This window comes from Streptomyces sp. MAI_2237, assembly GCF_054189285.1.
In genome coordinates this window covers 847,169-871,038 of sequence record NZ_JAJPGQ010000003.1, presented here as the reverse complement: position 1 = coordinate 871,038, position 23,870 = coordinate 847,169, and the positions used below count along the sequence as shown (strand labels likewise).

At 70.4% G+C, this 23,870-nt stretch carries 17 protein-coding genes and 2 tRNA genes; 5 read left to right on the top strand and 14 right to left on the bottom strand.

The genetic code is table 11. The annotated features are described in order from the left end of the window. Positions 1–150: 150 nt before the first annotated feature. Positions 151–223 (bottom strand) — tRNA-Ala (locus LN251_RS14270). A 182-nt stretch (positions 224–405) separates the two neighbouring features. Between LN251_RS14270 and LN251_RS14265 the strand changes: the two genes are divergently transcribed. Next, complete coding sequence (locus LN251_RS14265; RefSeq protein WP_142153643.1) at positions 406–954, top strand: helix-turn-helix domain-containing protein; 549 nt, start codon at positions 406–408, stop codon at positions 952–954. Positions 955–1,124: 170 nt separating this feature from the next. Next, on the top strand, positions 1,125–2,696 hold the full coding sequence (locus tag LN251_RS14260) for a serine/threonine-protein kinase (RefSeq protein ID WP_458244759.1): 1,572 nt from the start codon (positions 1,125–1,127) through the stop codon (positions 2,694–2,696). Here the strand turns inward: LN251_RS14260 and LN251_RS14255 are convergent. Beyond that, positions 2,660–3,139, bottom strand: a complete 480-nt coding sequence (locus LN251_RS14255; protein WP_458244758.1) for a hypothetical protein — start codon at positions 3,137–3,139, stop codon at positions 2,660–2,662. The genes LN251_RS14260 and LN251_RS14255 overlap by 37 nt on opposite strands. A gap of 386 nt (positions 3,140–3,525) precedes the next feature. On the opposite strand from LN251_RS14255, the gene LN251_RS14250 reads away from it, so the two are divergent. Beyond that, positions 3,526–3,717, top strand: coding sequence for a hypothetical protein (locus LN251_RS14250; protein WP_458244757.1), 192 nt, complete (start codon positions 3,526–3,528; stop codon positions 3,715–3,717). Between the two features lie 486 nt (positions 3,718–4,203). On the opposite strand, the gene LN251_RS14245 is transcribed toward LN251_RS14250, so the two are convergent. After that, positions 4,204–4,332 (bottom strand): DLW-39 family protein, encoded by a 129-nt coding sequence (locus tag LN251_RS14245; RefSeq protein ID WP_003999697.1) that lies wholly within the window; start codon positions 4,330–4,332, stop codon positions 4,204–4,206. Between the two features lie 338 nt (positions 4,333–4,670). Here LN251_RS14245 and LN251_RS14240 point away from each other — a divergent pair, with 338 nt between their 5' ends. Further along, on the top strand, positions 4,671–5,030 hold the full coding sequence (locus LN251_RS14240) for a DUF6344 domain-containing protein (protein WP_458244756.1): 360 nt from the start codon (positions 4,671–4,673) through the stop codon (positions 5,028–5,030). 244 nt (positions 5,031–5,274) lie between these two features. On the opposite strand, the gene LN251_RS14235 is transcribed toward LN251_RS14240, so the two are convergent. Then, a complete protein-coding gene (locus LN251_RS14235) occupies positions 5,275–5,754 on the bottom strand; it encodes a hypothetical protein (protein ID WP_458244755.1) in 480 nt (159 codons plus the stop codon). Between the two features lie 585 nt (positions 5,755–6,339). Here LN251_RS14235 and LN251_RS14230 point away from each other — a divergent pair. Further along, the gene (locus LN251_RS14230; protein ID WP_458244754.1) at positions 6,340–10,302 is read left to right on the top strand and encodes an nSTAND1 domain-containing NTPase; all 3,963 of its coding nucleotides are present in this window, start codon (positions 6,340–6,342) and stop codon (positions 10,300–10,302) included. Positions 10,303–10,431: 129 nt separating this feature from the next. Here LN251_RS14230 and LN251_RS14225 read toward each other — a convergent pair whose 3' ends face one another. The 10 genes from LN251_RS14225 to dnaA form a co-directional block, all read right to left on the bottom strand. Continuing rightward, the gene (locus tag LN251_RS14225; RefSeq protein WP_458244753.1) at positions 10,432–10,794 is read right to left on the bottom strand and encodes a VOC family protein; all 363 of its coding nucleotides are present in this window, start codon (positions 10,792–10,794) and stop codon (positions 10,432–10,434) included. Between the two features lie 70 nt (positions 10,795–10,864). Continuing rightward, positions 10,865–10,941 (bottom strand) — tRNA-Ile (locus LN251_RS14220). An 88-nt stretch (positions 10,942–11,029) separates the two neighbouring features. Next, positions 11,030–11,833, bottom strand: a complete 804-nt coding sequence (locus tag LN251_RS14215) for a DUF3566 domain-containing protein (protein ID WP_458244752.1) — start codon at positions 11,831–11,833, stop codon at positions 11,030–11,032. 18 nt (positions 11,834–11,851) lie between these two features. Further along, positions 11,852–14,446 carry a DNA gyrase subunit A gene (gyrA, locus tag LN251_RS14210; RefSeq protein WP_458244751.1) on the bottom strand — a complete coding sequence of 865 codons (2,595 nt, stop codon included), beginning with the start codon at positions 14,444–14,446 and terminating at the stop codon, positions 11,852–11,854. A gap of 42 nt (positions 14,447–14,488) precedes the next feature. After that, a complete protein-coding gene (gene gyrB, locus LN251_RS14205) occupies positions 14,489–16,549 on the bottom strand; it encodes a DNA topoisomerase (ATP-hydrolyzing) subunit B (protein ID WP_458246722.1) in 2,061 nt (686 codons plus the stop codon). 398 nt (positions 16,550–16,947) lie between these two features. Beyond that, positions 16,948–17,481 (bottom strand): DUF721 domain-containing protein, encoded by a 534-nt coding sequence (locus tag LN251_RS14200; protein ID WP_458244750.1) that lies wholly within the window; start codon positions 17,479–17,481, stop codon positions 16,948–16,950. Beyond that, the gene (gene recF, locus LN251_RS14195; protein ID WP_458244749.1) at positions 17,478–18,599 is read right to left on the bottom strand and encodes a DNA replication/repair protein RecF; all 1,122 of its coding nucleotides are present in this window, start codon (positions 18,597–18,599) and stop codon (positions 17,478–17,480) included. Before recF ends, LN251_RS14200 begins: the two co-directional genes overlap by 4 nt. Positions 18,600–18,652: 53 nt before the next feature. Beyond that, positions 18,653–19,528, bottom strand: coding sequence for a phosphogluconate dehydrogenase (NAD(+)-dependent, decarboxylating) (gene gnd / locus LN251_RS14190; protein ID WP_458244748.1), 876 nt, complete (start codon positions 19,526–19,528; stop codon positions 18,653–18,655). Between the two features lie 189 nt (positions 19,529–19,717). Further along, complete coding sequence (gene dnaN, locus LN251_RS14185; protein WP_458246721.1) at positions 19,718–20,848, bottom strand: DNA polymerase III subunit beta; 1,131 nt, start codon at positions 20,846–20,848, stop codon at positions 19,718–19,720. A 907-nt stretch (positions 20,849–21,755) separates the two neighbouring features. After that, positions 21,756–23,708, bottom strand: coding sequence for a chromosomal replication initiator protein DnaA (gene dnaA, locus LN251_RS14180; protein WP_458244747.1), 1,953 nt, complete (start codon positions 23,706–23,708; stop codon positions 21,756–21,758). Positions 23,709–23,870 lie beyond the last annotated feature (162 nt).

Genomic DNA, 23,870 nt, shown 5'->3' with positions numbered 1-23,870 from the left:
TCGGCCGTTGCCGGTCGGCCGCGACCGGAGGCAGCCACACCCCGCGCCCCGCGGGCCACCGTGCGGCGGTCCGCGTTTCCTCCCGGCGGTGCGGACGGTGGCACGAAAAACCCCTCCGCCCGCGTCGTGCCAGGTCGGAGGGGTTGAAAGTGGAGCCTAGGGGAGTCGAACCCCTGACATCTGCCATGCAAAGACAGCGCTCTACCAACTGAGCTAAGGCCCCGTGAGCGTGACGCCCTGCCGGAAGAACCGCATACCGGAGGCCGCCGGGCACCAGAGTACCGGGTCACCCCCGGGATCTCGCAAAAAGATAGGGGGTCCCCGCAGGCGACCACGCTCCGTAAGATGCTCGGCGTGGTTCGCTACAGCGAACCACAGTACTTGGGGAAGCGATGGGGAGACGCAATGGACGCCGCACAGCAGGAAGCGACCGCGAGAGCGCGGGAACTGCAGCGGAACTGGTACGGGGAGCCTTTGGGGGCGCTCTTCCGTAAGCTCATAGACGATCTCGGTCTCAACCAGGCTCGTCTGGCGGGGGTACTCGGTCTGTCCGCTCCGATGCTGTCGCAGCTGATGAGCGGTCAGCGCGCGAAGATCGGCAATCCGGCGGTCGTCCAGCGGGTGCAGCTGCTGCAGGACCTGGCGGGGCAGGTCGCGGACGGCAGCGTCAGCGCCGCGGAGGCCACCGACCGCATGGAGGAGATCAAGAAGTCCCAGGGGGGATCCGTGCTCAGCAACACCACGACCACGACCAGCAGTTCGGGTGCGCCGACGGTCAAGCGGGTGGTCCGGGAGATCCAGTCGCTGCTGCGGTCCGTGGCCGCCGCGGGCGACATCATCGACGCCGCGGACACGCTCGCCGCGACCCACCCGGAACTGGCGGAGTTCCTGCGCGTGTACGGCGCCGGACGCACCTCCGACGCGGTCGCGCACTACCAGTCCCACCAGAACTGAGCCGGCGGCCCGGTCCGCCGAAGGGGGTTCGGCGGACCGGGTCACCGACGAGGCTATTGCCGATGTTCGATGCCGAGGAGTTCCGGAGCAGGGGGAGCGAGGGGGAGTCGTATCGCTCGTCGAGGGGGAAGCAAGGGGGACAGCCGCAGGGGGAGGAGCGACGCACAGTCATGGGTGAGGTCTTCGCCGGCCGGTACGAACTGGTCGACCCGATCGGGCGCGGAGGGGTCGGCGCCGTCTGGCGCGCCTGGGACCACCGCCGGCGCCGCTACGTGGCCGCCAAGGTGCTGCAGCAGCGCGACGCGCACTCACTGCTGCGCTTCGTGCGCGAGCAGGCCCTGCGGATCGACCACCCCCACGTGCTCGCGCCCGCCAGCTGGGCCGCCGACGACGACAAGGTCCTGTTCACCATGGACCTGGTCGGGGGCGGCTCACTGGTCCATCTCGTCGGCGACTACGGGCCGTTGCCGCCGGTGTTCGTCTGCACGCTGCTCGACCAGCTGCTGTCGGGACTGGCCGCGGTGCACGCGGAGGACGTCGTCCACCGTGACGTCAAGCCGGCCAACGTACTGCTGGAGGCGACCGGTACGGGCCGCCCGCACCTGAGGCTGTCCGACTTCGGCATCGCCATGCGGATGGGCGAGCCACGGCTGACGGAGACCAACCTCGTGGTGGGGACGCCCGGTTACCTGGCGCCCGAGCAGATGCTGGGCGCCGAACCGGACTTCCCTGCGGACCTGTTCGCGGTGGGCCTGGTCGCGCTGTATCTGCTGGAGGGCGCCAAGCCGGACACCAAGGCGCTGGTGGAGTACTTCGCGGCGCACGGGACGCCGAGCGCGCCCAAGGGCATTCCCGAGCCGCTGTGGCAGGTCGTGGCGTCGCTGCTGCAGCCCGATCCGCAGGCGCGGTTTCGTACGGCCACGGGGGCGCGCAAGGCGCTCGCCGCGGCCGCGGAGCTCCTGCCGGAGCCGGGCCCGGACGACGAGTTGATCGAGATATTCGACCAACTCGGTCCCCTGCCACCCGGTTTCGCCGACGACGGGCCCCTCAAACGGGCACCGGGCGTCGGGCCAAGGCCAGGAGCGACCTTCGCCACCGGGGACGTACGGAGAGAACCGGCGTCCCGGCCGGACGAGCGTCACCCGTCGTCCCGGGCTCCCGGAGCGGGGGCGGGTGCGGGTGCGGCGGGGACGGATACGGGTACCGGCTCGGGGGCGGGTTCAGGACCGGTCACCGACCCCCGTACCGGACCCGGTACCGGTACCGGGTCACGGCCGGAGGCGCACACCACCACCGGGCCGCCGAGCATGTCGGACACCGGCAGCTTCCATCTGCCGCCCCCGCAGGACACCGGCTCCTCCCCACGGACGCCCGCTCCTCCGGCACAGCCCCCGCAGCCACCGCCGTACGTCGCACCCCGGTCCCCCGCGCCGCAGGCCGCGTCCGCCCCGCCGCCGGTCCACTCCACGCCGTACGAGCCCACGTACGTCCTGTCCCCCTCCCCCCGGCCCGCGCCCCCGGCGCCCCATCAGCGCGCCGACGCCTCCACGGCGTCGTACACCGCCGAGGTCCCGCGGGTTCCCCTCTCCGCGCCGGAGGGCTCGGGCGGGGCCGGACGCCGGGACCGTCGCGCCGGCCACCGCGCCCGCCGGCCGGGCCCGCCCGCGAGCGTGGTCTTCCCGCTCCTGCTGCTGGCGCTGGCCTGTTACGCCGTGGGGTTCTGGGCCCTGGCCCGCATCTGAACCGCGGCCCGCCGCCGGGCCGTCAGCGTCCACACCCCGAGGACGGCCAGCAGCACGGTCCCCGCCCCGATCCCGCTCACGGCGAGGGCCCTCATGGCGTTGTCGCCGCTGCCGGTTCCCAGCTCCCCTCCGGCCGCGAGTTCCCGCGGACCGACCTGGAAGAGGTTCCGTGGGGCGGACTGTCCCGCGTACCCGGGGCCGTCCTGCGCCGCGCCCTTGATCCCTACCCGCAGCGTCAGTCCGAAGGGGCCGTCGCCGAAGTCGTCGGCGACCGCGGCGGAGAGATGGACGGTGAGGAAGTACGACCCCGCGAAGCGCATGCCCTTGACCCGGGGGATGCCGGTGTAGCGGTTGCGGTAGTCGACCGGTGGCACCGGGGCGAGAGCGGCCGCCCGCCGGGTGCCGTCGTAGCCTCTGTCGGCGTCCTCGACGGTGCCGCGCACCGGGTTGTAGAGGGTCAGGTCCAGGGCGTCGGCCGTGTATCCGCGGGTGTCGCCGCCGGTGGGGTCCAGTTCGGCCGTGGCCGACAGCTGCTGTCCCCAGTCGACGGGGACCCGGTAGAAGAGCGTCTGCCCGGGCGAGAGCTCGGTCCGCCAGACGCCCTGGCCCAGGAAGGCCGCCCGGGCGAATCCCGCGCCGCCGGGCAGGGGGCGGGCCTCGCCGGTGAGGGGAGTGGGCGTGGCGGAGTCCCACGACCGGGGCGCGGTCGCCTCCCCGGCCCTGCCGCAGGCCCGGCTCGGTCACGGCGGTCAGCTCCAGGTCCCAGTCGCCGGCCGGGGAGGTGGCGGTGCCGACGCGCTCGACGACGACGTAGTACGTACCGCCCTCCGTGCACAGCGGGGTGCGCGGGGAGGTGGTGCGCGCGCCCGACGCCGTGATGGGCTGCGGGCTGCCGGACGAGCCGAAGCGGGCGGTCTGGGTGGAACAGGAGTGGCCGTCGGCAGTCCGCACCGACACCTTGAGGCCGTCGCTCAGCGAGAGCTTGTCGTCCGTGCGGGGGACGGCCGTGGCGGAGACGTAGGCGTTGGAGTCGGCGTCGAGTGCGAGGCGGTAGTAGCGCGTCGCGGCCCGGGGGAGCGAGCTGCGGTAACTTCCGCCGAACTGCAGGGTGCGGGCCTCCGCGGGCTGCGTCGCGCCTTCGATCGGCCGGGCGTCCGGGGCGAAGCCGTAGGAGGAGGACGGCGAGGCGGACGATGCCTCGGAGGCGAAGGCCGATGTGCCGACCGCCGATGTGCCGACCGCCGATGTGCCGACTGCCGATGTGCACAGCACCGCTGCCACGGCCGCCGTACGCCACCCCATCTCGCGCCACCCCTCGTCGCCACGGCCCTCCGAGGCGGGGCCGTCGCCCATCCTGCCCCGCACGGACGCGTGGTACCCGCGCATTGCGTACGCGCGTCCGAAACACCCGCTTACAGGGGCTTCCCTAACGCCTCCGGCCGCTTACGGCAACACAAAACCCCGACCGTCGGACGGCCGGGGTTTGCTCAGAATCGGATGTCGGTGCTCAGGAACCCGTGGGCACGGAGTCAGTCGCCTCCGTCCACAGATCCTGCTCGGCGCGATCCGCCTGGATCTGGCGGTACACGAGGAGCCCGCCGATGGCGGCCAGTGCGACCAGGAGAAGCTTCTTCACCGCGCGACCTCGTCTTTCCTTGACGTAGGGGACCTCTGGCGCCCGACTATACACACCGACCGATACCGATCGGTGACCTGTGCACGCCCCTCAACTTCCCCCCTGGGGAACGCAGTAGAACCGGAGCCGACCGCTCCTATCTGAGGGTGATCACACCCGCACGGACGGTCACTTGATCCCTCATTGCGCGTTCTCCTCCACTTTTCTGCCGTCTTGAGCCCATCCGGGTGGTGTTCATCTGAACATCGACGCGCCATGGGCGTCGGTCCACCACTTCGCGAGCCTCATACACATCATGAGGAAAGTACGCAAATCGCCCAACCCGAAAGTGAGGGACCATGGCCCGCAACCAGGTCATGAAGCTCTGGACCGCCTTCGTCACCGCCTTCCTCGCGCTGTGCACGGCGCTCGGACTCGTCACGACCACCGCCCCCACCGCCGTAGCGCGGACCGAGGCGACCGGCAACACGGCCACCGGCACCGACGCCGGAGTCATGGGGCACCACGCGGCGATGCCGACGGCGTCGCACCAGTGGTCCTGGTCCCACACCGCCGCCCTGCCTCCCACGATGAAGCAGCGCATCGGCGCCGAGGCCCACGGCAAGTCCCCGAGCTGCCGCCACCGCCCGCTCGACGAGGCGGACGCGGCCACGCAGGACGGCTCGTCCGAGCCGGCGGCCGACGCCCCGTGCGCCTGACCCGGCGGACGCCACGGAACACGCCGAGGCTCCTCGCAGTAACCGCAGTAACCGCAGTAACCGCAGCACCTGCAGCACCCGAAGACGCAAAACACCGGCAGCACCCGAAGCAACCGCAGTACACGCACCACCCGAAGACGTGAGAACCGACGTGTCGAAGCAGCCGCACATGTACTTCACCGCATCGCCGACGCCCTCGCCCCCACCAGAACTTCCGCCGGGACCCCCGTCCGGGACAGGCCCCCTAGCGCCGGCCCGCCGCCAGCGCCAGCCAGTGGGCCACCCTGCGAACGGTCGTCTCGTCGAGCCGCTCGGCGAGAGCCTCCACCGCACCGAAGTCGTCCGGACCGAGGTCGTGCAGGCCCGCCTTGCCGAGGCTCGCCACCAGCACCTGTCGGCGTCGGCCGTCCATGCGTTCCGTGAGCCTGCTGGGCCGCTCCGGGCCTCCGGAAGAGGCCTCGGCCTTGGGAACCGGTGCTGTGGCCGTCGTAGCGGCGAAGGCGTCGAACCGTTCCCACGCCCCCGCTCTCGGACCCCACAGGGTGACCTCAAGGTCGCCCCCACGCGCGCGTACCGTGTGCGCCATCTCCGCGAGCGCGTACTGCACGGGTGAGCGATGCGGGGACTCCGCGCACACCGCCCAGGCTTCGGAGGACGGCTTGTAGACCATCGCGACCCAGCGGGGAGTTCCTGACGGCTGCGGACTCTGGGGACGTGTCGGCACTGCGCTCACCCCTTCGGAAGCTGCACGGCAGGGTGGACCATAACTGACGACCAGTCAGATGACCAGTGCGCGCCTCTGGGCATTTCATGCCGCGCGCTCTTGGTGTCGGGCGATCTTCGTGCCGCCCCTTACTTCGTCCCGCGCGCCCTCAGCCACGCGTTCTTCAGCCAAGCCTTCTTCAGCCGCGCCTTCTTCGGCCGCGGTCTCTTCATGCCGCGGCCTCTTCATGCCGCGCGGGAGACCCGCGTCGTTCGGCTCCGGTCCCTCCCCTCGTGGGGACCGGCGCCGAACGCTGCGGGCAGCCTCCTCATCCGACGCCAAGGACGCGGAAGGAGGAAGGACGGGATCCGTGGTCGGCGTGAGGGCGGCCCCGCCGGGACTCACTCCACGGATCTGCCGGGCTCGGACGGGCGCGGGCCGATGGCCTGCGCGAACGAAGCGCGTCGGGCGCGCTACGGCGCAGGATCCTGCCAGTTGTGGCGTGAACAGAGGAGATTCCGGTCCGGTTCCGGCCGCTTAACCCGCAGGTCAGGCGTATAGGGTGAGTTTTCCGGTCCGGATGTCCGACGGCGGGGGAAGTAAGGAGTGGAGGCCTTGCGTTCCGATTCAGTGGCACGCACAGCCTTCGCGGAGCGCCTCGCGCTGCTCTACAAGGAGGCCGGCAACCCACCCCTCGCGCGCGTGGCCGAGGCCGTCGTACAGCTGCAGCGGATGGACGAGCGGGGAAGGCCCGTACGGGTCTCCGCGCAGCGGATCAGCGACTGGCGGCGGGCGAAGAACGTACCGGCGCAGTTCGCCGCCCTCGCCGCGGTGCTGCACATCCTGATCCCGCAGGCGCGGCGCGCGCGGCCCACGCCGGTGTCCGCCGGGCTGTACGACATGGCGCAGTGGCAGCGCCTGTGGGAGCGCGCCGTGGCAGACCCGGCCGGCGAGCGGGCCGCCGCCGCGGACACGGAGGAGGCACCGCCGGCCGAGGGCGGGGTCTGCCCGTACCGCGGGCTGGCCTCCTACCGCCAGGAGGACGCCCGCTGGTTCTTCGGCCGCGAGCGCAGCACCCGGGCCCTGCTGGAGCAGCTGCGCGCGGCGGAGAAGAGCGGCGGCCTGGTCATGCTGGTCGGTGCCTCGGGCGCCGGGAAGTCCTCCCTGCTGAACGCCGGCCTGGTCAACGCGGTCCGCGGCGGCGCCCTGGGCGGCGAGAGCGACAGGCAGACCGTGCTGCAGCTCCTGCCCGGTGCCGATCCGCTCGCCGAGCTGACCCGCCGGATCCCCGAGCTCGCCGAGGCCGTCGCCTCCGGCGCCCGGCCGGAGGCCGTACGGGAGGCCGTCGCGGCGTGGGCCCGCCGGGAAGCGCCCTCCGCGGCCCGACCGGTGCTGATCGTGGACCAGTTCGAGGAGACCTTCACGCTCTGCGCCGACGAGACGACCAGGCGCACCTTCGTACGGGTCCTGCACGCCGCGTGCTCGCCCTCCGGGCCAAACGCCCTCGCCCCGGTCCTGGTCGTCCTCGGCATACGCGCCGACTTCTACGAGCAGTGCCTCGCCCACCCCGAATTGGCCGACGCGCTCCAGCACCGGCACATGGTGCTCGGCCCGCTGACCGCCACCGAACTGCGCGAGGCGGTGACCGGCCCCGCCAAAGCCGTGGGGCTGGAACTCGAACCCGGTCTCGCGGAGCTGATCGTGCGGGAGGTGAGCGCCGACGGACCGCGCGGAGCGCACGACGCCGGAGCGCTGCCACTGCTGTCGCACGCCCTGCTCGCCACCTGGCAGCGGCGCAAGGCCGGGCGGCTGACCGCCGCGGGTTACCGCGCCGCGGGTGGCATCCAGGGGGCCGTGGCGGCCACCGCAGAGCGCGCCTGGTCGGACCTGGACCCGGCGGCCCGTACGGCGGCCCGGGTGCTGCTGCTGCGGCTCGTACGGCTCGGCGAGGACACCCAGGCGACCCGCAGGCGCGGCACCCGCCGGCAGCTGGCCCAGGAGTCGGCCGACCCGGACAAGACGGAGGAGTCGCTCGAGGCCCTGGTGCGCGCGCGGCTGGTGACGCTGGACGCGGAGACCGTGGAGATCACCCACGAGGCGCTCCTGCACGCCTGGCCGCGGCTGCGCGAGTGGATCGACGAGGACCGCGGGGACCATCTGCTGCGCCAGCGGCTGGAGGAGGACGGCCGGGCCTGGGAGGAGTCGGGCCGCGACTCCTCCCTGCTGTACCGGGGGTCGAGGCTGGGGCAGGCCCACAGCTGGGCGAAGTCGGCCGGTGACACGTTCCTCACCCGCGGTGCCAGGGAGTTCCTGGCCGCCTCGGTCCGGTTGCGCCGGCGCATGGTCTGGATCGGCCGCGGCGCGGTCGCGGCCCTGGTCGCGCTGGCGTTGGTGGCCGGCGGAGCGGCCGTGATCGCGTGGCAGCAGCGCGACGACGCCGTGTTCGAGCAGGTGCTCGCGGAGGCGGACCGGGTGCAGTACACGGACCCCTCGCTGTCGGCCCAGCTCGATCTGGTCGCGCACCGGCTGCGCTCGGGGGACGCCGGTACCGACAGCCGGCTCATATCGATCGTCAACGCCCCGCTGGCCACTCCCCTCCTCGGCCACACGGGCGCCGTCTACCTGACCACGTTCAGCCCGGACGGCCACCTCCTGGCCACCGCGAGCGCCGACCGGACGGTGCGCCTGTGGGACGTGACGGACCGCACCCGCCCCAAGGCGCTGGGCAAGCCGCTGACCGGCCACACCAGCTGGGTGAGCAGCGCGGTCTTCAGCCCCGACGGCCGCACGCTGGCCAGCGCCTCGGACGACGGCACGGTCCGGCTCTACGACATCCGCGACCCGCATCACCCCCAGCCGCTCGGTACGCCCCTGACCGGCCACGACGGCACGATCTACCTGATCGCCTTCAGTCCGGACGGCCGCACCTTGGCCACGGCGAACGAGGACCACACCGTCCGCCTGTGGGACATGGCCTCGGGCAGGCCCCGCTCGCTCACCACGCTGACCGGCCACTCCGCCGCCGTGCGCTCCCTGGCCTTCAGCCCCGACGGCCGGACCGTCGCCGCGGGGGGCGACGACGACGCGGTCATGCTCTGGGACGTGCGCGACCGGCACCGTCCGAAGCGGACCGGCCCGGTCCTGACCGGGCACACGGGCACCGTGCACTCGGTGGCGTTCAGCCCCGACGGCCGCACCCTCGCCAGCGGCAGCGTCGACGACACCGTACGGCTGTGGGACGTGGCCGACCCGGCCCGGGCCAGGGCCCTCGGCTCCCCACTGACCGGCCACACCGGTCCCGTCTGGTCCGTGGCCTTCAATCACGACGGCACGATGCTCGCCGCGGGCAGCGCCGACAGCACGGCCAGCCTGTGGAACGTCAGCGACCCGGCGTACCCCTCCCAGGTCGGCGAGCCGCTGGCGGGCAGCAGCGGCGAGATGTACGCCCTGGGCTTCAGCCCCGACGGCAAGGCCCTCGCCACCGGCAGCGGCGACAGCAAGGTCCGCCTGTGGTCGATACCGACCTCGGACCTGATCGGCCACCGGGGCACCTTCCGGCCGGACGGCAGGGTCCTGGCCACGGCCGGGAGCGACGGCCGGATGCGCATGTGGGACGTGCGCAGCGCCGCCCGGCCCGCGCTGCTGGGCGAGCCCTTCATGGCGGCGGACGGCAGCGACCGCTCACCCGCCTTCTCCCCCGACGGCCGCACCCTCGCCGTACTGACGGGGAACCGATCGGTGGCCCTGTGGAATGTCGGCGACCCGGCGCACCCGGTCCCCGCGGGGCCCGACATCCGGCTGAAGACTCGCTTCATGGGCCCGAAGGCCATCGTCTTCAGCCCCGACGGCCGCATTCTGGCGACGCCCTACGAGGACCGCACGATCCAACTGTGGAACGTCGCGGACCCGTTTCACGTGAAACCACTCGGCAGGCCGCTCTCCGGCCCCAAGGGATTCATCGACTCCCTCGCCTTCACCCGGGACGGCCGCACACTCGCGAGCGGCAGCGAGGACGGCGCCGTACGGCTGTGGGACGTGACCGAACCGGCCCGCGCCAAGCTGATCGGCAAGCCGCTCAGGGGTCATCTGGGCCCGGTCAACGCGCTCGCCTACAGTCCCGACGGCCGCACCCTCGCCAGCGGCAGCGACGACGACACCGTCCGCCTGTGGGACGTCACCGACCCCCACGACGCGCGTGCGGCCGGCTCCCCGCTCACCGGCCACTCCGAGGCGGTCGTCTCGCTGACCTTCAGCCGCGACGGCCACACCCTCGCCAGCGGCGGCAACGACAGCACGGTCCGCCTGTGGAACGTCGGCGACCCGTCCGGCGCCGTCCCCATCGGCCAGTCGATGAGCCCCAACGCCAAGACGGGCAACTTCCTTGCCTTCAACCCCTCCACGCACATGCTCGGCGTCTCCAGCGGCTCGGACACGATCCGCCTGTGGAACCTCGACGTGGACGTGGCCATCCGCCGCATCTGCTCGACCACACGGGGCGTGCTGACGCCGCAGAAGTGGCACGAGTACCTGCCACGGCTCTCCTACGACCCTCCGTGCGGAACGCCGTGATCCGGATCACAACCCTCGACTCCCGCCGAACAGTTGGCTCCCGCCGGGCAACCGACCTTGTTACCCTTGGCCATAGCCTGACCGCTGGTGCATCCCCCGTCGCCAGCGGTCGGGTCTTTTCATGTGCGCTCAGGCGCTCTCGGGGCGCAGTTGACCAAGGACACAGAACTCGTTGCCCTCGGGGTCTGCCATGACGATCCACGACTGGTCGCCCTGACCGATGTCGACCCGCTTCGCGCCGAGGGCCTCCAGGCGCGCCACCTCGGCCGCCTGGTCGTCGGGCCTGAAGTCGAGGTGCAGCCGGCTCTTGGACTGCTTGGCCTCCTCGAGCCGGACGAAGTCCAGACCCGGCACACGATCCGGTGCCGGGCGGATCTCGAACTCGTCATCGGAAGAGTGGACGACGACCCAGCCGAGAGCGTCGGCCCACCACTGCCCCAACGCCACCGGGTCCGCCGAGTGAACGATTACCTGTTCCCATTCCAAGGTCATTCGCCGAGTCTATGCACCGTGATCACCATGCAGAAGGCCCCCGATCCATCCGGACCGGGGGCCTTCTCGCTGGTGGGGCTAACAGGATTTGAACCTGTGGCCTCATCCTTATCAGGGATGCGCTCTAACCAACTGAGCTATAGCCCCGCCGCGCTCTGCGGTGTGTGTCCCGCGCGCTGACTCCTGAAGATTAGCGCACGACGTGGGCAGTCCCAAAATCGATAGTCGCCGGAGCTCACTCGTCCTCGGCGAGCGTCAGCTCGATGCCCCCGACGAAGCCCGCGGAGAGGTTGTAGATGAAGGCGCCGAGGGTCGCCAGCGCCGTCGCGAGGACGACGTCGATGACCGCGATGATCGCGGCGAACATCAGCACGTGCGGCAGCGACAGGAACGACTGCAGGTCGAAGCCGTTCGACTCGTTGGAGCCGGTCGCCTCCGAGAGGGTGCCGCCCACCGACGAGAAGACGCCCATCGCGTCCATGACCATCCACAGCACCGCCGCGGCCACGACGGTGCAGATGCCCAGCGCGATGGAGAGCAGGAAGCTCATCTTCATCACCGACCACGGGTCGGCCTTCGCCACCCGCAGGCGGGCCTTGCGGATACGCGGCGCGGTGCGCGCGCCGGTACGGGGACGACGCACGGCACCGGTCGACGTCCGGTCCGGCCCCCCGACCGCCGGGTCGGGGTAGGCCTGCGGCGGGTGGTAGGGCCCGGCGGGCTGCTGCGGCCGGCGCTCACCGGGGAGCGGGGAGGCCGCCTGCTGCGCCGACGGGGTGGACTGCGCCGAGGGCCGGTCCCCCTGCGCGGGCGAAGCCGCCCCGCCCGGCTGCTGCGTCTGCGGACCTCGGGTGTCCGTCACGGTTCCCCCTTGGGATCCCTGGGAGTCGGCCGAGGGCGGACTGGTCGGGTCCGCCTCGACCTTGCGAAGTTGGGTCGTCTGCGGATCCGCCGCACGCGCGGCGGAGCCACGGCTGCCGCCGTCCGCATCCGTACCCGTCGGGGTACCGGCCGATCCGGCGCCCGTGGCTCCGCTCACGATGACTCACTCCTCGTGCTACTCGGCCGAGGGCGACTCACCCTCGTCCGTGCCGGTGGTCGCGGCACCTTCGGCGGTCTCGTCCACGATGTCCTCACCGTCGACCTCCTCCGCCTCGCGCCCCGCCTCGGCGTTACGTGCGATGCCGACCACGGCATCGCGCTTGCCCAGGTTGATCAGTTGGACGCCCATGGTGTCACGGCCCGTCTCCCTGACCTCGTTGACTCGCGTACGAATCACACCACCCGACAGCGAGATGGCGAGGATCTCGTCGGTCTCCTCGACCACCAGCGCGCCGACGAGCGAACCGCGGTCCTCCACGATCTTGGCGGCCTTGATACCGAGGCCGCCGCGACCCTGGACGCGGTAGTCGTCGACTGCGGTCCGCTTCGCGTACCCGCCGTCTGTGGCAGTGAACACGAACGTACCGGGTCGAACAACATTCATCGACAGAAGTTCATCGCCCTCGCGGAAACTCATGCCCTTGACACCGGAGGTGGCCCGGCCCATGGGACGCAGCGCCTCGTCCGTGGCGGTGAACCTGATCGACTGTGCCTTCTTGCTGATCAGAAGCAGATCGTCGTCGGCCGATACAAGCTCCGCTCCGATCAGTTCGTCATCGGAACCATCTTCCGTCTCACGGAGGTTGATCGCGATGACGCCTCCGGAACGAGGCGAATCGTAATCCTTCAGAGGCGTCTTCTTCACCAGACCCCCCTTGGTCGCCAGGACCAGGTAGGGCGCGGCCTCGTAGTCGCGGATCGCGAGGATCTCGGCGATCGCCTCGTCCGGCTGGAAGGCGAGCAGGTTCGCGACGTGCTGGCCGCGCGCGTCACGGCCGGCGTCGGGAAGCTCGTAGGCCTTCGCCCGGTACACCCGGCCCTTGTTGGTGAAGAAGAGCAGCCAGTGGTGGGTGGTGGAGACGAAGAAGTGGTCGACGATGTCGTCTTCCTTCAGCTTCGCTCCGCGCACGCCCTTGCCGCCGCGCTTCTGCGCCCGGTAGTCGTCCGTCTTGGTGCGCTTGACGTAACCGCCACGGGTGACCGTGACGACGATGTCCTCCTCGGCGATGAGGTCCTCCATGGACATGTCGCCGTCGAAGGGCACCAGCTTCGTCTTGCGGTCGTCGCCGTACTTCTCGACGATCGCGGCGAGTTCCTCGCTGACGATGCCGCGCTGGCGGACCGGGGAGGCGAGGATCTCGTTGTACTCGTTGATCTTCGCCTGGAGTTCGTCGTGCTCCTGGACGATCTTCTGCCGCTCCAGGGCCGCGAGCCGGCGCAGCTGCATCTCGAGGATGGCGTTCGCCTGGATCTCGTCGATCTCCAGGAGGTCCATCAGGCCGCCGCGGGCGATCTCGACGGTGTCACTGCGCCGGATCAGCGCGATGACCTCGTCGATGGCGTCCAGGGCCTTCAGCAGGCCGCGCAGGATGTGCGCCCGCTCCTCGGCCTTGCGCAGCCGGAAGCGCGTACGGCGGACGATGACCTCGATCTGGTGCGTCACCCAGTGGCGGATGAACGCGTCCAGGGAAAGCGTGCGCGGGACTCCGTCGACCAGCGCCAGCATGTTGGCGCCGAAGTTCGACTGCAGGTCCGTGTGCTTGTAGAGGTTGTTCAGGACGACCTTGGCGACCGCGTCCCGCTTGAGCACGATGACCAGACGCTGGCCGGTGCGCGAGGACGTCTCGTCGCGGACGTCCGCGATGCCGCCGATCTTGCCGTCCTTGACCAGGTCGGCGATCTTCTGCGCGAGGTTGTCGGGGTTGGTCTGGTACGGCAGCTCCGTGACCACCAGGCACTGGCGGTTCTGGATCTCCTCGACCTCGACGACCGCCCGCATCGTGATCGAGCCGCGGCCCGTGCGGTAGGCCTCCTCGATGCCCTTGCGGCCGACGACGAGCGCGCCGGTCGGGAAGTCGGGGCCCTTGATGCGCTCCATGAGCGCGTCCAGGAGCTCCTCGTGCGAGGCCTCCGGGTTCTCCAGGTACCACTGGGCGCCGGCCGCGACCTCACGCAGGTTGTGCGGCGGGATGTTGGTCGCCATGCCGACCGCGATACCGGCCGAGCCGTTGATCAGCAGGTTCGGGAAGCGGGCCGGCAGGACGGTCGGCTCCTGGGAGCGGCCGTCGTAGTTGTCCGTGAAGTCGACGGTCTCCTCGTCGATGTCGCGGACCATCTCCATCGACAGCGGCGCCATCTTGCACTCGGTGTAGCGCATGGCCGCCGCCGGGTCGTTGCCCGGAGAGCCGAAGTTGCCGTTGGAGTCCACCAGCGGCATCCGCATCGACCACGGCTGCGCGAGCCGGACCAGCGCGTCGTAGATCGAACTGTCGCCGTGCGGGTGGTAGTTGCCCATGACGTCGCCGACCACGCGGGCGCACTTGTAGAAGCCGCGCTCGGGACGGTAGCCGCCGTCGTACATGGCGTACAGGACGCGGCGGTGGACGGGCTTGAGACCGTCCCGGACGTCCGGCAGCGCACGGGACACGATGACGGACATCGCGTAGTCCAGGTACGAACGCTGCATCTCCGTCTCGAGCCCGACGGGCTCGACACGCTGGGCGATGACGCCGCCCTCTTCAGGGGTGACGGGAGTGTTCTCGTCGGCCATTGCTGGTGAAGATCCTTCCTGGTGCGGTCAGCTGAGACCGACTCAGATGTCGAGGAAGCGGACGTCCTTGGCGTTGCGCTGGATGAACTGGCGCCGGGCCTCGACGTCCTCGCCCATCAGGACCGAGAACAGGTCGTCGGCCTGGGCGGCGTCGTCGAGGGTGACCTGGCCGAGGACGCGGTGCTCCTGGTCCATGGTCGTCACGCGCAGCTCCTCGGCGTTCATCTCGCCGAGGCCCTTGAAGCGCTGGATCGAGTCCTCGCGCACCCGCTTGCCGCGCTGGCGGCCCATTTCGATCAGCGCGTCGCGCTCGCGGTCCGAGTAGGCGTACTCCACGTCGTCCCGGCCCCACTTGATCTTGTACAGCGGGGGGCGCGACAGGTACACGTGCCCGGCCTCGACCAGCGGCCGCATGAAGCGGAACAGGAAGGTCAGCAGCAGGGTGGAGATGTGCTGGCCGTCGACGTCGGCGTCCGCCATCAGGATGATCTTGTGATAGCGGAGCTTCTCGATGTCGAAGTCCTCGTGCACACCCGTGCCGAAGGCCGAGATCAGCGCCTGGATCTCCTGGTTCTGCAGGATCTTGTCGATCCGCGCCTTCTCCACGTTGAGGATCTTGCCGCGGATGGGGAGGATCGCCTGGTACTGCGGGTTGCGGCCGGACTTGGCCGAGCCGCCGGCGGAGTCACCCTCGACGATGAAGATCTCGCACTTGGTGGGGTCGTTCGACTGGCAGTCCGACAGCTTGCCCGGCAGGGACGCCGACTCCAGCAGGCCCTTGCGGCGGGTCAGGTCGCGGGCCTTGCGGGCCGCCACGCGCGCGGTGGCCGCCTGGATGCCCTTGCGGACGATGTCCGCGGCCTCGTTCGGGTTGCGGTCCAGCCAGTCCTGGAGGTGCTCGTAGACCGCCTTCTGCACGAAGGTCTTCGCCTCCGTGTTGCCCAGCTTGGTCTTCGTCTGGCCCTCGAACTGAGGCTCGCTCAGCTTCACCGAGATGATCGCGGTCAGACCCTCGCGGATGTCGTCGCCCGTGAGGTTGTCGTCCTTCTCCCGCAGCAGCTTCTTGTCGCGCGCGTACTTGTTGATCAGGTTCGTCAGCGCGGCGCGGAAGCCCTCTTCGTGCGTACCGCCCTCGTGGGTGTGGATGATGTTGGCGAAGGAGTACACGCCCTCGCTGTAGCCGCTGTTCCACTGCATCGCGACCTCGAGGGACAGGCTCTTGTCCTTGTCCTCCGCCTCCAGGTCGATGACGGTGGGGTGCACCACCTCTCCCTTGCGGGAGTTGAGGTACTTCACGAAGTCGACGATGCCGCCCTCGTAGTGGTACGTGACGGTCTTGACCTCGTCCTTGACGTCCGCGCCGGCCTCGTCCGCCCCGGTGGTCGCCTTCGCCGACTCACGCTCGTCCGTGAGCTTGATCGTCAGGCCCTTGTTGAGGAACGCCATCTCCTGGAAGCGCCGCGAGAGCGTCTCGAAGGAGTACTCGGTGGTCTCGAAGATGTCGCCGTCGGCCCAGAAGGTGACCGCGGTGCCCGTCTCCTCGATCGCCTCGTGCTTGGCGAGCGGGGCGGTCGGGACGCCCATCTTGTAGTCCTGCGTCCAGCGGTGGCCGTCGGTCCGCACCTCGACGGAGACCTTCGACGACAGGGCGTTGACCACGGAGACGCCGACGCCGTGCAGACCGCCGGAGACCGCGTAGCCGCCGCCGCCGAACTTGCCGCCCGCGTGCAGCACCGTCAGCACGACCTCGACGGCCGGCTTGCCCTCGGAGGGCACGATGCCGACCGGGATGCCTCGGCCGTTGTCGACGACGCGCACCCCGCCGTCGGCGAGGATCGTCACGTCGATGGTGTCCGCGTAACCCGCCAGGGCCTCGTCGACCGAGTTGTCGACGACCTCGTACACGAGGTGGTGCAGGCCTCGCTCACCGGTCGAACCGATGTACATGCCGGGGCGCTTGCGGACCGCGTCCAGGCCTTCGAGGACGGTGATGGCGCTGGCGTCGTACGAGGCGGTGACCTCGCCGTTCGACGAAGTCACCGCGGCGTTCTCGCCGGCGTCGGTGGACGGGATGTTCTCGTTGGGGTTGCCGGAATCGGCCACGAAGCGCCCTTTCTGGCACAGCACGAGCCAGGCTCGTCGGCGGGGTTGCCGGAGCGGCTGCGGCATGTTGCGTTGGTAAGCCTTGATCAGCGTTGCTCAGCTTTTCCCGGGCGTCCCCACGACTGGGGCGGGATTGGCTTCCAGTCTACCGGTAGCGCCGACAGTGATGGGGGTTTGCCGGTACCTGAGTCCGCATGTGCCGCCCTGAACCGGTCTTCTCCGGGTCCCCATATACGGAGCGGGGCTCCAAGAGGCTCACGGAGGCATTCAGCGCTTCTGGCTGTCAACCCTTGGCTACTTGGGAGTCAGGTCCCGATGCGCGACCGCGCGCGGCCGTACGACGGCACGCCGAACCGGTGTGCGAGCGAACCGCCCACAGCCTGTGGATGTGAGGTCTGTCACCCGTACGTATCGCCGGGTCCGGTGCTGCCCGGGGCACGCAGGGGGCCGTAGCGACGGACGGGTCCGGCGGGACCCTGCACCTTGATCACCCGCACCCGGCCGTGCCCCAGATCCTCGTTGAGACGGGCCACCAGGGTCGGGGCGAGCAGCCGCAGATTCGTCGCCCAGGCCGTGGAGTCGCACCGCACGACGAGCACCCGCTCGTCCTCGTCGTACTTCTCCGGCTCACAGTGCTTGGCCACGTCCTCGCCGACGATCTGCGGCCAGCGCCCCATCACCCCGCCGACCGCGGCCGGCGCCTCCCAGCCGCGCTCGGTGATCAGACGGTTGATCGCGGCGCCGAACGCCATCGGGTCGCGCCCGTCGGCCCGGGCACCGGAGCGCAGCCCACCGCGCCGCGCCTGCTTCTTCTGCTGCGCGGCGTCCCCACGCGCGCGTGCGGCCTCCTTCGCCGCGCGCAACGCCACGCGCGCGAGGTCGACGCCGCTGGGCTCGGGGGTCTTGCCGGGTGGGGGCTCCTGGTCCGTCATGCGCGCTCCACCGTCCCCTCCGACACCGTGTACCGCGTCCCGGTCAGCACGTGCGGTACGTCGTCGTCCACCGCGGCCGTCACCAGCACCTGCTCGCCGGGCGCGACCAGCTCCGCCAGCCGCTCCCGGCGTCGGGTGTCCAGCTCGGCGAAGACGTCGTCCAGCACCAGCACCGGCTCGTTGCCCTCGGCCCGCAGCAGGTCGTAGGAGGCCAGCCGCAGTGCCAGCGCGTACGACCAGGACTCGCCGTGCGACGCGTACCCCTTGGCGGGCAACTGACCCAGTTTCAGCAGCAGATCGTCCCGGTGCGGTCCGACGAGGGTGACGCCCCGCTCGATCTCGCTCTTGCGCGCCTCGGCGAGCGCCGCCATCAGCTGCTCGTAGAGGTCCTCCCGGGTGTGCGCCTCACCGGGGGCCGACGGCTTGTAGTCGAGGGCGACCGGCCCGCCGCCGGGGGCCAGTTGCTCGTACGCCTTGTCGGCCAGCGGCTGGATCGCGGCGATCAGGTCCAGGCGCTGGGCGAGCAACTCCGCGCCCGCGCGCGCCAGATGCTGGTCCCACACGTCGAGGGTGGACAGGTCCATGGAGCGGCCGCCGTGGCGCCGGGCCAGCGCCGCGCTTTTCAGCAGGGTGTTGCGCTGCTTGAGGACGCGTTCGTAGTCGGAGCGCACGCCGGCCATGCGCGGCGAGCGGGCGGTGATCAGCTCGTCGAGGAAGCGGCGCCGCTCACCGGGGTCGCCCTTGACCAGCGCCAGGTCCTCCGGGGCGAACAGCACGGTCCGTACGATGCCCAGCACGTCACGTGGCTTGACCTGCGAGGACCTGTTGATGCGGGCCCGGTTGGACTTGCCGGGGTTCAGCTCCAGCTCCACCAGCTGCTGCCGCTCGCCCTGTCTGACCTGAGCCCGGATCACCGCGCGGTCGGCGCCCATGCGCACCAGGGGGGCGTCGGTGGAGACCCGGTGGCTGCCGAGGGTGGCGAGATAGCCGACGGCCTCGACGAGGTTGGTCTTGCCTTGGCCGTTGGGGCCGACGAAGGCGGTGACGCCCGGGTCGAGCGGGACCTCGACCCGGGCGTACGAGCGGAAGTCGGCCAGCGACAGATGCGTGACGTGCATGGTCGGTCGCCGACCTCCCCCAGCTTGTGGACTGTTCTCGACAGCCCTGTGGATTACTTGCTCTCGACCGCGTGGCCGCCGAACTGGTTGCGCAGCGCCGCGATCATCTTCATCTGCGGAGAGTCCTCCTGACGCGACGAGAACCGCGCGAAGAGGGAGGCCGTGATCGCCGGGAGCGGCACGGCGTTGTCGATGGCGGCTTCCACAGTCCAGCGTCCCTCACCGGAGTCCTGTGCAAAACCCTTCAGCCTGTCCAGGTGCTCGTCCTCGTCGAGGGCGTTGACCGCGAGGTCCAGCAGCCAGGAGCGGATGACCGTGCCCTCCTGCCAGGAGCGGAAGACCTCGCGCACGTCGGTGACGGAGTCGACCTTCTCCAGCAGCTCCCAGCCCTCGGCGTAGGCCTGCATCATGGCGTACTCGATGCCGTTGTGGACCATCTTCGCGAAGTGGCCCGCGCCGACCTTGCCGGCGTGCACCGCGCCGAACGTCCCCTCGGGCTTGAGGGCGTCGAAGACCGGCTGCACCTTGGCGACGTTCTCCGCGTCGCCGCCGTACATCAGCGCGTAGCCGTTCTCCAGGCCCCAGACACCGCCCGAGACGCCGCAGTCGACGAAGCCGATGCCCTTGGCCGCGAGCTCCTCGGCGTGCTTCTCGTCGTCCGTCCAGCGGGAGTTGCCGCCGTCCACGACGACGTCGCCGGGCTCGAGGAGCTCCGCCAGCTCGTCGATCGTCGACTGGGTGGGGGCACCGGCCGGGACCATCACCCAGACCACGCGCGGGGCCGCGAGGCTCTCCACCAGCTCTTTGAGGCTGTGGACGTCCGCGAGGTCCGGGTTGCGGTCGAATCCGACGACGGTGTGGCCCGCGCGGCGGATCCGCTCGCGCATGTTGCCGCCCATCTTGCCGAGGCCGACGAGACCGAGCTCCATCAGAGTTGTTCCTTAGGTCGCTGTGTGGCGTGTGAGGCACGTTCGTACCCGTGTCCGAGCCTAAACCCGGACGCTCGCGCACACCTGTGGGCATACGCGCTCATACGTACGCCCTCACCTGCGGCTTCTCCCCAGAAGGGCGTCGGGTTGTCCACGTCCTGTGGACAACCCGACGGACGTCCGGCCGCGTCAGCCGCTCAGTCGCACCGGCATGATCAGGTACTTGTAGGCCTCGTCCGCCTCGGCGTCCAGAGCCGGCTTGCCGCTCAGCAGCGCGGGCTTCGTCGAGGTCGTGAACGACAGCTGGGCCACCGGGGAGTCGATCGCGCTCAGGCCGTCCAGCAGGAACGTCGGGTTGAAGGCGATCGAGATGTCGTCGCCCTCCAGCTGCGCGTCGACCCTTTCCACAGCCTGTGCGTCGTCGCTGGAGCCCGCCTCCAGGATGAGCACGCCCTGCTCGAAGCTCAGCCGCACCGGGGTGTTGCGCTCGGCGACCAGGGCCACACGCTTGACGGCCTCCACGAAGGGGGCGGTCTCGATCACGGCGACGGAGTTGAACTCGGTCGGGAACAGCGTGCGGTACTTCGGGAGGTCGCCCTCCAGCAGCCGGGTCGTGGTGCGCCGGCCGGCGCCCTCGAAACCGATCAGGCCCTCGCCCGCACCGGAGCCGGACAGCGCCAGGGTCACGCTGTCGCCGCTGGTCAGCGCCTTGGCGGTGTCCAGGAGGGTCTTCGCGGGCACCAGGGCGACCGCGGAGGCCTCCGGGTTCTCGGGCTTCCACAGGAACTCGCGGACCGCGAAGCGGTAGCGGTCGGTGGAGGCGAGCGTGACGGTGTCGCCCTCGATCTCGATGCGCACACCGGTCAGGACGGGCAGCGTGTCGTCGCGGCCGGCCGCGATGGCGACCTGGGAGGCGGCGGAGGCGAAGACCTCGCCGGGGACCGTGCCCGTCGCGTTCGGCATCTGCGGCAGGGCCGGGTACTCCTCCACAGGCAGGGTGTGGAGGGTGAACCGCGAGGAGCCGCAGACCACCGTCGCCCGTACACCGTCTGTGGAGATCTCCACCGGGCGGTTGGGCAGGGCGCGGCAGATGTCGGCGAGCAGGCGGCCGGAGACGAGGACCGTGCCCTGCTCCTCGACCTCCGCCTCCACCGAGACCCGCGCGGAGACCTCGTAGTCGAAGCTGGACAGGCTCAGGGCCCCGTCCTCGGGCTTCAGCAGGAGGCCGGCGAGGACAGGCGCCGGCGGACGGGCCGGAAGGCTGCGCGCCGCCCAGGCCACGGCCTCCGCGAGTACGTCGCGTTCCACCCGGATCTTCACTGTTGCCGCCTCCTGCTGTTGCCGGCGCTTCTCGGCCTGCGTGGCTTCGTCGTCTGTCTCGGTGCTCGTCCCGGTGTAGTGGGCCCCCTGTGCGGGGAAGGACACCGGGGAACAGTCTGACGCACCGCACTGACAGTAGGTGCCTCTCGGGGTCAAGTCGTGACGAGGGGCAGCCGGGAGCCGGACGGCGAGTTGTGCACAGGGCCCTCTTCGAAACGGACTTCCCACTCTCTCTAGTCGGGAGTAGTAGTAGGGCCTGTGGATACCGTGGATAACCCTGTTTTCCCAGCTCAGGTGCGAGATTTTGTCCACGGGCCCTGTGGGCGACGGCGGTGGACAACTCGAGGGTTCTGTGGAGAACAGAAAGTTCTGCACACCCCGTGCACAGGCTGAAGCGACTTCTCCCCAGCGTCGTCCCCAGCTTTACCCGCCTTTCCCACAGCCCAACCCGGCACCTTCGTGTGACGGCTTTCACTCGGCCCGGTGACCGGGCGGGTCGGGTTGCCGAACAGTGGACAGCCATGTGGAGAAGCTGGGGATCGCTGGGGACAACCGCCCCTAGCCTGTGGGTTGTCGGTGGACAACTTCGTGCACAGCTTGTGGATCAACCGTCTGTCCACAGTCTGTGGACATCCTTCGTCCACCAATCCACAACCGGCTGACCTGGTGCGACGCCCTTTCCCCAGCGTGCCTGTGGACCATGATCTGGACAACTCGGCAGTCCCCAGGATGTGGACGGAAGAAAGTCACCGAATCTGTGGAGAGAGGCCGTAACCAGGCAGGTAATCGAACAGGCGGCTACGGCGGCATGAAGAAGGGCGCCTCCGGGATCTCGTCCCCGGGGGCGCCCTCTGCGTCGTGAAGCGGCCTGCGTCGGCCTGAGCGGGCAGCCTGAGTCGGCCTTGAGTCAGCCGTTCTTGATGCGGTTCGTCAGCTCGGTCACCTGGTTGTAGATCGAGCGCCGCTCGGCCATCAGATTGCGGATCTTGCGGTCCGCGTGCATCACCGTCGTGTGGTCGCGGCCGCCGAACAGCGCGCCGATCTTCGGCAGCGAGAGGTCCGTCAGCTCACGGCACAGGTACATGGCGATCTGGCGGGCCGTGACCAGCGCGCGGCCGCGGGAGGTGCCGCACAGGTCCTCGACGGTGAGGCCGAAGTAGTCGGCGGTCGCGCTCATGATGGCCGTCGAGGTGATCTCGGGCGCCGAGTCCTCGCCACCGGGGATCAGGTCCTTCAGGACGATCTCGGTCAGGCCCAGGTCCACCGGCTGCCGGTTGAGGGAGGCGAACGCCGTCACCCGGATCAGCGCGCCCTCCAGCTCGCGGATGTTGCGCGAGATCCGGGAGGCGATGAACTCCAGCACCTCCGGCGGCGCGTTGAGCTGCTCCTGCACCGCCTTCTTGCGCAGGATCGCGATGCGCGTCTCCAGCTCGGGCGGCTGGACGTCGGTGATCAGACCCCACTCGAAACGGTTCCGCAGCCGGTCCTCCAGCGTGACGAGCTGCTTGGGCGGCCGGTCGCTGGAGAGCACGATCTGCTTGTTGGCGTTGTGGAGCGTGTTGAAGGTGTGGAAGAACTCCTCCTGCGTCGACTCCTTGTCCGCGAGGAACTGGATGTCGTCGACGAGCAGGATGTCCATCTCGCGGTAGCGCTTGCGGAAGCTGTCGCCCTTGCCGTCGCGGATGGAGTTGATGAACTCGTTGGTGAACTCCTCCGAGCTCACGTACCGCACGCGCGTGCCCGGGTAGAGGCTGCGGGCGTAGTGCCCGATCGCGTGCAGCAGGTGCGTCTTGCCTAGTCCCGACTCCCCGTAGATGAAGAGGGGGTTGTACGCCTTCGCCGGTGCCTCGGCGACGGCCACCGCGGCCGCGTGCGCGAAGCGGTTGGAGGCGCCGATGACGAAGGTGTCGAAGAGGTACTTCGGGTTCAGACGCGCGGTGGGCTCGCCGGGGCCGGTCGCCGGCGCGGGCTTCGCGGCCAGCGGGCCGGGGGCGCCGCTGGAGGCGGGCAGCTGGGAGCCGACGGGGCCGCCGCGGTGGACGTGCCCGGAGCCGGCAGGGGGCTCGGACAGCTCGCGTCGGCCGTCGCGCTGGTCGTAGTCCTGGCGTCCGCGGTCGTAGTCGGAGCGGGGTTTGTCGTAGTCGGAGCGGCCCTGGTCGTAGTCCGGGCGCTGGCCGTCGTAGGAGGGGCGCTCCATCGACTGCGGGCGGTAGTCCTGGGCCGCGGAGTTGCCGTACGAGTCCTGGGGGGAGCCGTAGGAGTCCTGGGACGGGGAGGCGTACGGGTCCCGCTCGGGGAAACCGAGGCGCTGCTGCTGCCAGCCGTAGTCGTCCTGCGGGGGACGCGGCCAGGCGCCGGGCTCGGGGCGCTGGTACTCGCCCGGGTAGGCGGGGCGGGCCGTGGGCAGCTGGTCACCGGGCGCGCCGGGGAGCTGGTCGGGCCGGCCGGGGCGGTGGTCGTCGGCGCGGTGGCGGCCGTAGCCGTCGTACTGGCCGTTGTCGTACCCACCGGAGGAGGGGAGTTCGGGTTCCTCGTAGCGCTGCTGGCCGCGGGCCGGGGGCGCCGGAGGGGCGGGGGGCTCGTTCGCGGAGTCGTCGACGGTGATCGCGATCCGGATCGGGCGGCCGCACTCGCGGCTCAGGGTCTCGCTGACGATCGGCGCGAGGCGCCCTTCGAGCACACCCTTCGCAAACTCGTTCGGTACGGCGAGCAGTGCGGTGTCGGCGACGAGCGCGAGGGGCTGGCAGCGACGGATCCAGTGCTCGTCCTTCGTCTCCACACCCTGCCCACGCCCCTCACCCAGGAGCTGCTCGAGTACTCGTGGCCACACTGCGGCAAGATCGGCAGGTACGTCAGCCACAGGGCACGCTCTCTCACAGGTCCCACGAACGTGTGGTTGTGGGACGGGTCGGGATTCACATGGGGTGGAGCCATGAACAAGGGTTCAAGGGAACGAATCGGAGTTCAGTCACGGTAGTCAGGGCGACGGGTGCGGTTCAAGTTGTTGTCCCCAGCCTGTGGA

Coding starts and splice junctions, on each gene's coding strand:
- LN251_RS14240 (WP_458244756.1), top strand. CDS start 4,671: ATGGCCCGCAACCAGGTCATGAAGCTCTGGACCGCCTTCGTCACCGCC.
- LN251_RS14265 (WP_142153643.1), top strand. CDS start 406: ATGGACGCCGCACAGCAGGAAGCGACCGCGAGAGCGCGGGAACTGCAG.
- recF (WP_458244749.1), bottom strand. CDS start 18,599: ATGCACGTCACGCATCTGTCGCTGGCCGACTTCCGCTCGTACGCCCGG.
- gnd (WP_458244748.1), bottom strand. CDS start 19,528: ATGGAGCTCGGTCTCGTCGGCCTCGGCAAGATGGGCGGCAACATGCGC.
- LN251_RS14200 (WP_458244750.1), bottom strand. CDS start 17,481: ATGACGGACCAGGAGCCCCCACCCGGCAAGACCCCCGAGCCCAGCGGC.
- LN251_RS14225 (WP_458244753.1), bottom strand. CDS start 10,794: ATGACCTTGGAATGGGAACAGGTAATCGTTCACTCGGCGGACCCGGTG.
- gyrA (WP_458244751.1), bottom strand. CDS start 14,446: ATGGCCGACGAGAACACTCCCGTCACCCCTGAAGAGGGCGGCGTCATC.
- LN251_RS14260 (WP_458244759.1), top strand. CDS start 1,125: ATGGGTGAGGTCTTCGCCGGCCGGTACGAACTGGTCGACCCGATCGGG.